Raw genomic sequence first — 13,215 nt, forward strand, 5'->3', positions numbered from 1 at the left:
ATCCCGGAGACAGCATTATGAAAATCGGCTTCATCGGGCTCGGCAATATGGGCGCACCCATGGCCCTCAATCTTCTAAAAGCGGGACATGTACTGAATGTCTTCGATCTGAATTCTGAATCGGTTCAGACACTCGTGCGCGCCGGCGCGACGGCGACAGTGTCGCCCGGCGTAGCCGTGACGGGTGTCGAGTGCGTGATCACCATGCTTCCCGCGGCGGCACACGTAAAAAGCGTGCTGACTGGTGAGGACGGTGTGCTGGGCGCGGTTCCGGAAGGCGTCTTCATCATCGACTGCAGCACGATCGATCCCGCGACGGTCAAGGCGATGGCGCAGGCCGCCGAAGCGCACGGCAGTGTCTTTGTCGATGCTCCGGTGTCGGGCGGGACGGGCGGTGCAATGGCGGGTACGCTGACATTCATGGTCGGTGCTAGTGCAGCCGCTTTCGAGAAGGTCAGGCCACTACTCCAGGTGATGGGCAAGAACATCGTCCATTGCGGCGAAACGTCGACGGGGCAGGTTGCGAAGATCTGCAACAACCTCGTGCTGGGCATCACGATGGCCGGCGTTTCGGAGGCGATGGCGCTCGGTGAGGCGCTGGGCATCGACGCTAATGTACTGGCCGGCATCATCAACACGTCGACCGGCCGTTGCTGGAGTTCCGATACCTACAACCCGTTTCCCGGGGTGCTCGATTCAGCGCCGTCGTCGCGTGGCTATACCGGCGGGTTCGGTACGGATCTAATGCTGAAAGATCTGGGTCTCGCGACGGATGCCGCGAAGTTTGCGCGGCAGCCGGCTTACCTTGGCGCATTGTCGCAGCAGCTCTATCAGACGTTAAGCGCACGAGGCGAAGGGCGCCTCGATTTTTCCGCGGTGATTAATCTGTACCGCCGCGAACAGCCCGTTGCTCAACAGTCCTGACCCGAGACGCGGTATGACGGCGGGTGCAGGTTCGCACCCGTCAGTCGATATAACTACTCAATACCCAATGGATTACGCACCGATCAAGTCATTGCTCGTAGCCAATCGCTCTGAGATTGCCATTCGCGTGATGCGCGCTGCGGCGGAACTGGATATCCGCACGGTCGCGATCTACGCGCAGGAAGACCGTCTTGCGCTTCATCGTTTCAAAGCCGACGAAAGCTATCTGGTCGGCAAGGGCAAGAAGCCGCTCGCCGCTTATCTGGATATCGACGACGTATTGCGGATCGCTGTCCAGGCGAAGGTCGATGCGATTCATCCGGGCTACGGCTTTCTGTCGGAAAACCCGGATTTCGCTGAGGCAGTGATTGCAGCCGGTATCCGCTGGATCGGGCCGTCGCCACACATCATGCGCATGCTTGGCAACAAGGTGGCTGCGCGCAATGCGGCAGTCGCGGCCGGCGTACCCGTGATGCCCGCCACCGATCCATTGCCGCATGACCTCGAAACCTGCAAGCAGCTCGCGAATGAGATCGGCTATCCACTGATGCTGAAAGCGAGTTGGGGCGGCGGCGGACGCGGTATGCGCATCCTCGAAAGTGAGCAGGATCTGGAAGCGGCGCTCGCCGCCGCGCGGCGCGAAGCGTTGTCGGCGTTCGGTAACGACGAAGTGTATGTGGAGAAGCTGGTTCGTCGCGCACGCCACGTCGAGGTTCAGGTACTCGGTGATCTGCACGACAATCTCGTGCATCTGTACGAGCGTGACTGCACCGTGCAGCGACGCAACCAGAAGGTGGTCGAACGGTCACCGGCACCGTACCTGAACGATGCGAGCCGTGCGTTGCTATGCGAGTCCGCGCTGCGGCTGATGCGCGCGGTCGGCTACACGCACGCTGGCACCGTAGAGTTTCTGATGGATGCGGATTCCGGGCAGTTCTATTTCATTGAAGTCAATCCGCGCATTCAGGTCGAACATACGGTCACTGAGATGGTGACTGGCATCGACATCGTGAAGGCCCAGATTCGCGTGACGGAAGGCGGCGCGATTGGCGTGACGGGCGATCGATCGAACAGCGGCGACCGAACCGGCACGCATGGCGCCGCGGTGCCGCATCAGTCCGACATTGCACTCAACGGGCATGCGCTGCAATGCCGCATTACGACTGAAGATCCTGAAAACAGCTTTCTGCCCGATTATGGGCAACTGACCGCGTATCGCAGCGCGGCCGGCTTCGGGGTTCGGCTGGACGCCGGCACCGCCTACGCCGGAGCAGTCATCACGCCGTACTACGATTCGCTGCTGGTCAAGGTCACGACTTGGGCGCCGCACGCGGATGAGACGATCAGAAGAATGGACCGTGCATTGCGCGAGTTTCGCATTCGTGGCGTCGCGTCCAACTTGCGATTCCTCGAAAACGTGATCAATCACCCGGATTTTCGGCGCGGCGACGTGACGACACGTTTTATCGACCAGACGCCGGCATTGCTTGAATTCACAAAGCGGCGCGACCGAGCGACGAAACTGCTGCGCTATCTGGGCGAGGTGAGCATCAACGGTCATCCCGAGTTGAAGGGACGCACGCTGCCGCACTTGCTTCATTCCGAGCCGCTTTTACCGGTCGCCGCGAGCAGCATCGCCGGGCCCGTTCCAACAGGGACGCGTGATCTGCTGCGTGAGCTCGGCGCGAAAAAATTCGCGCAATGGATGTTGGACCAGAAGCGTGTTCTGATGACCGACACGTCGATGCGAGATGCTCACCAGTCGCTATTCGCCACCCGTTTGCGCACCGCCGATATGTTGCCGATTGCGCCGTACTACGCGCGCAATCTGTCGCAACTTTTTTCTATGGAATGTTGGGGTGGCGCCACGTTCGACGTTGCATTGCGATTTCTGAAGGAGGATCCATGGCAGCGTCTCGCGCTACTGCGCGAACGCGTGCCCAACATCCTGTTCCAGATGTTGCTGAGAGGGTCGAACGCGGTTGGCTATACCAACTATGCGGATAACGTCGTGCGCTTTTTCGTGCGGCAGGCGGCGCAAACGGGCGTCGACCTCTTTCGCGTGTTCGATTCGCTGAACTGGGTCGACAACATGCGCGTCGCGATCGACGCGGTATGCGAGACCGGCGCGCTGTGCGAAGGCGCGATCTGCTACACCGGCGACATTTTCGACCGGTCGCGGCCGAAATACGATCTGCGCTATTACGTGAAGATCGCAAAAGAACTACAGCGTGTGGGCGTGCACGTGCTGGGTATCAAGGACATGGCGGGAATCTGCCGTCCGTCGGCCGCGGCGGCGCTCGTCACCGCGCTGAAGGAGGAGACCGGCTTGCCGGTGCACTTCCATACCCACGACACGAGCGGCGCGGCCGCCGCGTCGGTGATCGCGGCGATCGACGCAGGGTGCGACGCCGTCGATGGCGCGCTCGACGCAATGAGCGGTCTGACGTCGCAGCCGAATCTTTCGAGCATCGCGGCAGCACTGGCAGGTTCTCCACGCGATCCCGGACTCGATCCTCATCGTCTGCACGAGGCGTCGATGTACTGGGAGGGCGTGCGGCGTTACTACGCGCCGTTCGAGTCGGATATCCGCGCGGGAACCGCGGATGTCTACAATCACGAGATGCCGGGCGGCCAATACACGAATCTGCGGGAGCAGGCGCGCGCGCTCGGCATCGATCATCGCTGGACCGAGGTGTCTCGCGCGTACGCGGACGTGAACCGGATGTTCGGTGACATCGTCAAGGTCACGCCGACGTCGAAAGTCGTCGGAGACATGGCGCTGATGATGGTGGCGAACGATCTGAGTGTCAGCGATGTGTGCAGCCCCGGCAAGGAAGTCGCGTTTCCGGCATCGGTCGTGTCGCTGTTCAAAGGCGAACTCGGCTTTCCGCCTGATGGTTTCCCGCGGGAATTGTCGCGAAAAATCCTGCGCGCGGAACCGCCGGACGCCTATCGGCCGGGCGACCTGATACCGGATGCGGATCTCGAAGCCGAACGTCAGCGTGGGCAGAGCGCCTGCGAGCATCCTCTCGACGACCGGCAGCTTGCGTCCTATTTGATGTATCCCGCACAGACCGCCGGGTTCTATGCGCATATGCGCGAGTACGGCGATACGTCGGTGCTGCCGACGCCGGCTTTTCTATATGGCCTCCAACCTCAACAGGAGGTATGCGTCGACATTGCGCCGGGAAAAACGCTACTGGTTTCACTGCAAGGGCAGCACGGCCATACCGACGACGGCATGATCAAAGTGCAGTTCGAGCTCAATGGGCAAGCGCGCTCGTCGCTGATTCCAAAGCGGGCGAGCGCCAATGCGAAAGAGGAGTTAAAGAAGCGGCCCGCCGCGGACCCATCGAACCCGTTGCATATCGCCTCGCCGATGCCGGGGCTGATCGTAACCGTCGCGGTCGCCGTCGGCCAGCGCGTGGCGGCGGGAACGACGTTGATTGCCATCGAAGCGATGAAGATGGAGACGCATATCGCAGCCGATCGCGATTGCGAGATCGCGGCGATTCACGTGCAATCCGGCGACCGTGTCGCGGCGAAGGATCTTCTGCTGGAACTGAAAGGCATTGTCTAGCGCGCTGGTGCGACACCGTTCGCGTCGCGATGTCGCATGGCCGTTTCCCGCATCCGCGGCGCACGCACTATTGCAAGTCCGCTCGCAAAGTTTGATCGGCCTGAGCATCGTACTGATGGGCCGAGCTCCCTACACTGAATGCATGAAAGTAAGGGCAATGCGCGGTGCGCTGTGATCGGCTTGCCGGCAGTTCGAGCACCCGTGCGATATCGAAGAGAGGTATGTTCAGATGGACCAGTTCTACACCGAAGAGCAACGAATGATCCGTGACGCCGCGCGTGATTTCGCCGTGAATCGTTTGGCCCCGCACGCCGGGCAATGGGACCGTGACGCGAAGCTGCCCGCCGACGTGGTCGCGGAAATGGGGCACCTGGGCTTGCTCGGCATGATCGTGCCGCAGGAGCAGGGTGGGTCGTTCACCGACTATGTCGCATATGCGCTGGCGTTGGAGGAAATCGCGGCGGGCTGCGGCGCCTGTGCGGCGCTGATGAGTGTTCACAATTCGGTCGGTTGCGGGCCGATTCTCAAGTTCGGCACCGAAGCACAGAAAGACCGCTATCTGCAGAAGCTGGCCAGCGGAGAAACGATCGGCGCATTCTGCCTGACCGAGCCGCACGCCGGTTCGGACGCAGGCGGTGTGAGCACACGTGCGACGCTTCACGATGGCAACTGGGTGTTGAACGGATCGAAGCAATTTGTGACGAACGGCGCGCGCGCCGGCATCGCGATCGTATTCGCGGTAACCGATCCACAAGCGGGAAAGAAGGGCATTTCCGCATTCATCGTGCCGACGTCGACGAAGGGCTTCAACGTTGGACCAGCGGAACACAAGCTCGGCATTCGTGCGTCCGATACGTGTCCGATTTCACTCGAAGATTGCGCGGTGCCGGAAGCCAACCTGCTGGGCAATCGAGGCGACGGGCTGCGAATCGCATTGTCGAATCTGGAAGGCGGGCGCATCGGTATTGCGGCGCAAGCACTGGGTATTGCACGCGCTGCATTCGATGCCGCGCGCCATTACGCAGTGGAGCGCACGCAGTTCGGCAAGCCGCTGCGGGAACATCAGTCGATCTCGAACATGCTTGCCGACATGGCGACCGAACTGAACGCGGCTCGTCTGCTGGTTCACCACGCCGCGCGCTTGCGTGATGCCGGCAGGCCGTGTTTGTCGGAAGCCTCGCAAGCCAAGCTGTATGCGTCGGAGATGGCCGAGAGGGTGTGTTCGAAAGCGATTCAGATTCACGGCGGCTATGGCTATCTGCAGGACTACGCGGTCGAGCGGTACTACCGTGATGCGCGTATCACGCAGATTTATGAGGGGACAAGCGAAGTACAGCGCATGGTGATTGCGCGCAACATCTAGCGCGAGCAATGGTAGGCCATACGCGACCGCATGATGTACCGCACTTTAGGATGACCGGATATTTAACCCGCTATGAAGGAGGAGACTTCATGATCGACCTCGAATATCGCAAGAATGGAGAAATCGCACGGCTTGCGCCGAAGCCACGACCCGTGGGCGTATTCCCCGACCGGCGTGCTCGACGCCGGTCGACCACCATCGACGAGGCCGGTCGATGAACGCCGTGACCGAAAAGACGAGCCTCGCGTATGACGAGCCTGGCGTTTTGCTTCGCGTCGTCAATCGCGTGGCGATCGTCACGCTGAATCGTCCGCAAGCACTCAACGCGCTGTCGCATGACATGGTCAACACGCTTTCGGGCGTGCTGCGTCGCTGCAGAATTGACGACGATATCGTTGCCGTTGTGCTGAAGGCGTCGGGAGACAAGGCATTTTGCGCGGGCGGCGATGTACGCGAGTTGTATCGGCGCGCGCGGGAAAAGAGTCTCGGCTGGCTACAATTTTTCATCGACGAATATCGGCTCGATTATGCGGTGCATAAATTTCCGAAGCCGGTTATCGCGATTCTCGACGGCGTGACGATGGGCGGCGGTATGGGGCTCGGTCAGGGCGCATGGCTGCGCGTCGTCACCGAGCGGACCCGAATGGCAATGCCCGAAGCGCGCATCGGGCTGGTTCCGGATGTCGGGGCCACGAGTTTCTTGGCGAAGATGCCGATTGAAATGGCGTTGTACTTCACGCTCACGGGATACTCGCTGAGCGGGGCAGACGCATTGCTATGGAAGCTCGCGGATATTTATGTGCCATCCGCGCAGCTATCGACGTTCGAAGAGCGCCTGGTGGCGGTGCCCCCAGCCAATCTCGACCCGACGTTTCCCGACCGCCTGAAACGATCGTTGAAAGCCGTCTTCGATGTATCCGCGACTGATGCGGGCAGTGCGTCGACACGCGCGCTGGTGCCGCGGATTCGCCACTACTTCGAGCCGAAAGCCGGTGTGGCGGACATCGTCCGAAAATTGTCGAGCGACCTGAAAGCGGACAAAGATCGCAGCGCGAGGCCGTGGATGGAAAAGACGCTGACAGCATTAGAGCAGCATTCACCAACGATGCTTTGCGTCACGCGGGAAATCATGCTGCGTGGGCGCGGCGCATCGCTGGGAGAATGCTTCCGGATGGAATTGGGCTGCGTCGACAAGGCGATCAAGGAAGGCGACTTCATCGAAGGCGTTCGTGCTCACCTCGTTGACAAGGACCATAAACCTCGATGGGCGCCAGCCTCCCTGTGGGAGGTCAGGGCCGAGCGGGTCCAGCATTTTCTGGCCTCGCCATGGCGGCTCGCGGAGCACCCGCTTCGCGACATTGAAAGTCTGCATCCGTAGAGGCAGTGCGTTGCGCGCGCATAGCGGCGGAAATGATGCCCGGGTTAAACGGCGATGAAAACCCATGCTCGCGGGCCGCTTGCTTCGGTGAAGAATAGGGGAGTACAGGGTGAAGGTATTGGTAGCAGTGAAGCGCGTGGTCGACTACAACGTGAAAGTCCGCGTGAAATCGGACGGCACGGGCGTCGACATTGCGAACGTGAAGATGTCGATGAATCCGTTCGACGAAATCGCGGTTGAAGAGGCCGTGCGTCTGAAGGAAGCGGGCGTTGCGACGGAAGTGATCGCGGTGTCGGCCGGTGTCACGCAGGCGCAGGAAACGCTGCGTGCCGCGCTGGCCATTGGCGCGGACCACGCGATCCTGATCGAATCGGGCGAAGAGCTGCAGCCGCTGGCGGTCGCCAAGCTGCTGAAGGCGCTGGTCGACAAGGAGCAGCCGCAACTGGTGATCCTCGGCAAGCAGGCAATCGACGACGACTCGAACCAGACCGGCCAGATGCTCGCCGCGCTCGCGAATCTGCCGCAGGCGACGTTCGCATCGAAGGTGACTGTGGCCGATGGCAAGGCAACGGTCGCGCGTGAAGTGGACGGCGGCGCGGAAACGCTGTCGCTGACATTGCCGGCCGTGGTCACGACCGATCTGCGCCTCAATGAGCCGCGCTACGTGACGTTGCCGAACATCATGAAGGCCAAGAAAAAGCCGCTGGAAACGCTCAAGCCCGAAGACCTCGGCGTCGATGTCACGCCGCGTCTGAAGACGCTGAAAGTCGCCGAGCCGCCCAAGCGCTCCGCCGGTGTGAAGGTGCCGGACGTGAAGACGCTGGTCGAGAAGCTGAAGACCGAAGCGAAGGTGCTTTAAGCAGAACGGGAGACAGAGCAAATGACGAATCTGGTAATTGCAGAACACGACAATCAGTCGATCAAGGCCGCGACGCTGAACACGATCGCAGCGGCGCAGAAGGTCGGCGGTGATATTCACGTGCTGGTCGCGGGACACAACGCGCAAGCCGCGGCCGACGCGGCAGCGAAGATCGCCGGCGTCAGCAAGGTGCTGCTGGCCGACGCGCCGCAACTGGCCGCAGGCCTCGCGGAAAACGTCGAAGCGACGGTGCTGAACATCGCGAAGAACTACTCGCACATCCTCGCGCCGGCTACCGCCTACGGCAAGAACATCGCGCCGCGTATCGCGGCGAAGCTCGACGTCGCGCAGATCAGCGACATCACCGCAGTGGATTCCGCCGATACGTTCGAGCGTCCGATATACGCGGGCAATGCGATCGCGACCGTTCAATCGCAGGATCCGATCAAGGTGATCACCGTGCGCTCGACCGGCTTCGATGCCGTCGCGGCCGAAGGTGGCAGCGCGGCGGTCGAGAAGATCGAAGCCGCCGCCGATACGGGCATCTCGCAGTTCGTGAGCCGTGAAGTGACGAAGCTCGATCGCCCGGAACTGACGAGCGCGAAGATCATCGTGTCGGGCGGCCGGGGTCTGGGCAACGGCGAGAACTACACGAAGGTGCTCGAGCCGCTGGCCGACAAGCTCGGCGCGGCGCTCGGCGCATCGCGCGCCGCAGTCGATGCGGGCTTCGTGCCGAACGACTACCAGGTCGGCCAGACCGGCAAGATCGTCGCGCCGCAGCTGTATGTGGCGGTCGGCATCTCGGGTGCAATCCAGCATCTGGCCGGGATGAAGGACTCGAAGGTGATCGTCGCGATCAACAAGGATCCGGAAGCGCCGATTTTCAGCGTCGCTGATTACGGTCTGGTCGGTGATCTGTTTGCCGTCGTGCCGGAACTTGCCGGGCAAATCGCATGAGCGTCGCTTATCGGCGTGCGGGCGGAAAGTTTCTGGCCGGATTCATCTAGATGGACGCGATGCAACGAACTCGTATGGATGCCGCCGCGGCCGCCAATGCGGAAGATGCAGCGGTTTGGCGCTGGTTTGCCGCGTTGCTCGAAGAGCGGCGCGTGCGGTGGCGCTACGCTTTCGATAGCTGGACGATCAACGTCGATCGCGTGCATGTCGCGACTGGTCACAACTTCGATGACGCGATCAGGGCCGCAAAAGAAGCGGCGACCCGGCGCGGCTTGGGATTGCCTATGCTTTACGATGAGATGCCACGCAGACCGCCAACCTTCCGCTCCAACTATGCCGCGCGGCGATAGACGCGCGGCTTCTTACCGTCTGAAGCAACTGTAGACAATCGAAGTTTGCTACCGCCACGCCCGCCCAAATGGCTCAATTTAACAGGCCGGCTATGCGGGATGGGGGGCGATGGCATTGTGCGTTACGTCCGGCGTGAACGCGCCGCAGCGACGCAATGCTCAGCCCCTCAGGTAATTGATGTTCGAGAACTGGACCAGCACGTTGGTCGACGAGGAGAAGAGCGGGTCGGGTACCGTGTCCCCGACGATCCGCAGCAGCGAATAGGAGGTGATCCCATCAACGGTGACGGGGTCGAAATAATACGCTGCCGCCTCCGAGCCGATGTCATGGAAGTCGAACCGCCGCAGCCGGAACGTATCGTCGAAATAGAAAGTCTGCACCGTGCTGTGAGTCGGAATGCGGGCTGGGAAAACGGCGCGCAGCCCACGCCAGGGCGTCGATCCGTATTCGGTGTGCGGGGCGACTTCTTCGACCTGCACGTCGGGCTCGGCAAGCAGAAAAGGCAGCGTCAGATACTCGAAAGTCGCATAGCCGATAAAGCACAGCTCGTCGAGCACGTCCCAAGGGTCGGTGGGTGCCTGCGCCTGCAGAACCTGAAAAACACCGGTCCGTTGCGCGACCACCCGGCCTCTTTCATCCTCGATCCAGACGCGCTGCGGGGTATAGACACCGCGATAGCCAGGTTTTGGATAAGGCGTCACTTCAACGCTCACAGCGTTGGGGTCGGCCCGCAGCATCACGTTTTGCAAGCTGACGGGGGACTGCTTGAGCTGGAACACCGGTCCCCCGGCAATGATCTGTGCCTCGACCTGTTTCACCGTCTTCCATGCGGTGAGGCCGCCATGCGCCTGCAGCACACTGTCGAGAAGCGTGGAACGGGAAGAAGAAGCCGCCCGGGCCGGGCTTGCGTGAAAAGCGACCGGTGTTATCAGCGAAGCCGCGCCGGCGGCGAGAATGCCACGTCGTGTCAAATCGATAGTCATGTCGAATCCATTCAGCAAAGGGTTGTGGGTGCCGCTTGCGATGCGTCGAAGCGTGGGTTCAACCGCCGTCCGCGGGCGCGATCGCATAGGCGTCAAGCATGGCAACGTGAGGGGTAACTGATCGGGCTACAGCGCTCGCGCGAGGAAGTCGTGCATCCGCGCCGCAATTTCGTCGCTCTTGTCGGCGAGCGCGCAATGACCGCTGTCGGTCAAATGGATCTCGGCGTTGGGCACGACTTCGCGATACCGCAATTGATTGTCAGCCGCGAACAGAACATCGTTCTTTCCACTGACCACCAGCGTCGGCGGTTTCTGCGCACGCAGATAGTCCTGCGCGCTCTTGAGCGTCGAACCGTTGGTGCGGATGTCGTAAAGCAGATCGAGCGAAATATCCGCGGCGCCAGGGCGCTGCAACGACGCATAGTCGGTTTGCCACTGGTCCGGATCGATCAGCGACGCATCCTGAACACCGCTGACGTACAGATCGCGGACCACGTCGAGCGTCAGATAGTGCTGCCTGGCCTTCTCACGGTTCTCGTCGGTACCGTCTTTCCAGTACGGCACGAGCGGCCCGAACCACGGGCTTGCGCTTAGGAATAGCGGATTGTTCTGCGCGACCAGTGCTTTCATGCGGTGCGGCGTTTTCAGCATCACGCGATATCCGACCAGTCCGCCGAAATCCGTCGCGTACAGCACGTATTGACCGATGCCAACCTTGTCGACGAACTTGCCGATCGTGTCGCCGAGCGCGTCGAAGGTATAAAGGCCGTGCGAGCGATCGGGCATATCGCTGTTGCCGAATCCGGGATAGTCCGGCGCGAAAACATGGTAGTGCGCCGACAGATCGCGAATGAGATCACGAAACATCGCTGACGACGACGGCCAGCCGGGCAGCAGCAGTACGACCGGCGCGCCGGTTGCACCCGCTTCACGGTAAAAAATCGACGTGCCGTCGATATCCACCGTGCGGTAGTGGGTCGGAAAGACCGGCTTGCCGGCAAGCGGCGATTTCTCCGCCGGCCTGGAGGGTCGCGCTTGGGCCGACGTTGCGCCGGTGACGGCGATGGCCGCCGCACCCGCTAGAAAACTCGTTGTAAAAGAACGGCGTGTGATCATGAAAAAACTTGTTCAGCGAGGGTTAAACAGAGCCAGCCGTCGTCGCGGGAAAAAATTCCTGACGACGTCTGGGACTAGTCGACATCCGCCGGTCCGGCTGGCGAATGCCGTTATCGATGCAGCTGCCCGATCGACGCCGCCGTCATGCGCCGAGATGCAGCGACACGTGTTCCAGCTTGCGATTATCGGTTGACCACAACTGCTCGACTTGCTGCGACAACGGATCAGGGAATATGTAGGTATGCCCTTCGGCGATGCCTTTCACGATATTGGCGGCGGCATGTTCGGGCGTCGCCTTGTCCGGATAAGGCACCTCCTTCGCGAGGACCGTCTCGATCGGACCGGGATAGACGCCGAGAACCGTCACGTTGTCTTTTTCCAGCGTCCCGCGCAGGGACTGGGTCAGAGAATGCAGTGCTGCCTTGGAAGCCGAGTAGCCGGCCATCAACGGAACGGAAGACAGGCCGACCACGCTGCATACATTCGCGATGGTGCCGGCGTGACGGGCGACGAACTGCGGAGTGAACGCACGAACAACGCGAAGCGTGCCGAAGTAATTCGTTCGCATGTCGTCTTCGAACGTTTTCCAGCTGCTGTCGAGATAGTTGCCGAAGGCGAGAGTACCGGCGTTGTTGATCAGCACGTCGACATCCTGCGCCGCGGCGGCAGCCCGGCTGACGGAGATGTCGTTCGTGATATCCATCTGTAGCGCAACGATCCGCGTGTCGTCGAACGACGGCAGCGTTTCGGGATCGCGCGCGGTGGTATAGATCTTCGCTACGTCGAGCTTCAGCAATTCCTTTACGATGGCGGCGCCGATGCCGCGATTGGCGCCGCTTACCAGCACGACTTTGCCTGAAAGACTCATGGTGTTCTCCTGAGTGTTGGATGACCTGTTGCAAGGGATACGGAAAATCATTCGATGCGAGCAGAAGATCGACGACAGGTTGTTCAGTCCGCCGCGCGCATCGCAAAGGTAAACGATGTCGTTTCCTTTTCCGTATATGTAAACGTTGACGTTTACTTTGTCAACGAAATTTGCTATAAATTCGAGGTGGATTTTTCACGAGGATGACGATATGGAGCAGGGCGCGGAAATTGAAGGCAAGAAGCTCGAGATCGTGAAATATGCGTTCGATCGCTTCTATGAGGCTGGCTTCCACGCAACGGGAATGGAAGCGGCGCTGGCGGGTAGCGGCATATCCAAGCGCACGCTTTACAAATACTTCCCGTCGAAAGAGGATCTGATCGAGGCGGTATTGCAGCTCTATAGTCAGGGTGTCGTGGATGAACTCTTCGATCCGGTCGCACACATCAGCGACCCGCGCGAACAGATCATCGAATTCTTCGACGTACGCAAGGCGACCGGCCGGATGCTCACACGCGGCTGTCTGGGCGCGAAGGCAGCTCAGGAATATGCCGGGAAGAACGCGGGTATCGTCGAACTTGGTATCGCGGCAAGTTCGCGCGGCGAAGTGAAGTTCCTCGAGTTGTGCAAGCGGGCAGGCTTTGCCAGACCTCAGCGTCTCGCGAAGCAACTCAATCTGCTTCTTCAGGGGGCGCTGTCGCTTTCGCACGCATCGGGCGAAACTTCGGCGTTCCTGCTGGCGAAGGGCGTGGCGTCTGCGTTGCTGGAGAACGCGCCTCTCGTGCGCTCTACGCGCGGAGAATCGTAACGTCGGGGCGGGCCAATCGGGCTCGC

12 protein-coding genes are annotated in these 13,215 nt (G+C 60.9%); 9 read left to right on the forward strand and 3 right to left on the reverse strand.

Annotated features, from left to right (window positions below; translation table 11 throughout):
• Positions 1-17 precede the first annotated feature (17 nt).
• The 8 genes from mmsB to L0U82_RS35960 all read left to right on the forward strand — a co-directional run bounded on the left by mmsB (position 18) and on the right by L0U82_RS35960 (position 9,413).
• Positions 18-923 (forward strand): 3-hydroxyisobutyrate dehydrogenase, encoded by a 906-nt coding sequence (gene mmsB, locus L0U82_RS35930; protein ID WP_233838497.1) that lies wholly within the window; start codon positions 18-20, stop codon positions 921-923.
• Between the two features lie 67 nt (positions 924-990).
• Entirely contained in the window at positions 991-4,506 is a 3,516-nt protein-coding gene (locus L0U82_RS35935; RefSeq protein WP_233839357.1) for a pyruvate carboxylase, read from the forward strand.
• 229 nt (positions 4,507-4,735) lie between these two features.
• The gene (locus tag L0U82_RS35940) at positions 4,736-5,869 is read left to right on the forward strand and encodes an acyl-CoA dehydrogenase family protein (RefSeq protein WP_233838500.1); all 1,134 of its coding nucleotides are present in this window, start codon (positions 4,736-4,738) and stop codon (positions 5,867-5,869) included.
• Positions 5,870-5,958: 89 nt separating this feature from the next.
• Positions 5,959-6,087 (forward strand): hypothetical protein, encoded by a 129-nt coding sequence (locus tag L0U82_RS39815; protein WP_267929936.1) that lies wholly within the window; start codon positions 5,959-5,961, stop codon positions 6,085-6,087.
• A complete protein-coding gene (locus tag L0U82_RS35945; protein WP_233838502.1) occupies positions 6,084-7,247 on the forward strand; it encodes an enoyl-CoA hydratase/isomerase family protein in 1,164 nt (387 codons plus the stop codon). Before L0U82_RS39815 ends, L0U82_RS35945 begins: the two co-directional genes overlap by 4 nt.
• Positions 7,248-7,356: 109 nt before the next feature.
• Positions 7,357-8,106: an electron transfer flavoprotein subunit beta/FixA family protein gene (locus tag L0U82_RS35950; protein WP_233838504.1), complete on the forward strand. Its 750-nt coding sequence runs from the start codon at positions 7,357-7,359 to the stop codon at positions 8,104-8,106.
• A 21-nt stretch (positions 8,107-8,127) separates the two neighbouring features.
• Positions 8,128-9,063, forward strand: coding sequence for an electron transfer flavoprotein subunit alpha/FixB family protein (locus L0U82_RS35955; RefSeq protein WP_233838506.1), 936 nt, complete (start codon positions 8,128-8,130; stop codon positions 9,061-9,063).
• Between the two features lie 50 nt (positions 9,064-9,113).
• Complete coding sequence (locus L0U82_RS35960; RefSeq protein WP_233838508.1) at positions 9,114-9,413, forward strand: hypothetical protein; 300 nt, start codon at positions 9,114-9,116, stop codon at positions 9,411-9,413.
• 159 nt (positions 9,414-9,572) lie between these two features.
• On the opposite strand, the gene L0U82_RS35965 is transcribed toward L0U82_RS35960, so the two are convergent.
• From L0U82_RS35965 to L0U82_RS35975, 3 genes are all read right to left on the reverse strand, one after another.
• Positions 9,573-10,397, reverse strand: coding sequence for a hypothetical protein (locus L0U82_RS35965; protein ID WP_233838510.1), 825 nt, complete (start codon positions 10,395-10,397; stop codon positions 9,573-9,575).
• Between the two features lie 126 nt (positions 10,398-10,523).
• Positions 10,524-11,513: an alpha/beta fold hydrolase gene (locus L0U82_RS35970; RefSeq protein ID WP_233838515.1), complete on the reverse strand. Its 990-nt coding sequence runs from the start codon at positions 11,511-11,513 to the stop codon at positions 10,524-10,526.
• 142 nt (positions 11,514-11,655) lie between these two features.
• Positions 11,656-12,432 (reverse strand): SDR family NAD(P)-dependent oxidoreductase, encoded by a 777-nt coding sequence (locus tag L0U82_RS35975; RefSeq protein WP_233838517.1) that lies wholly within the window; start codon positions 12,430-12,432, stop codon positions 11,656-11,658.
• A gap of 160 nt (positions 12,433-12,592) precedes the next feature.
• Here L0U82_RS35975 and L0U82_RS35980 point away from each other — a divergent pair, with 160 nt between their 5' ends.
• A complete protein-coding gene (locus L0U82_RS35980) occupies positions 12,593-13,189 on the forward strand; it encodes a TetR/AcrR family transcriptional regulator (protein WP_233838518.1) in 597 nt (198 codons plus the stop codon).
• Positions 13,190-13,215 lie beyond the last annotated feature (26 nt).

It is taken from the genome of Paraburkholderia sp. ZP32-5 (genome assembly GCF_021390495.1).
GTDB lineage: Bacteria > Pseudomonadota > Gammaproteobacteria > Burkholderiales > Burkholderiaceae > Paraburkholderia.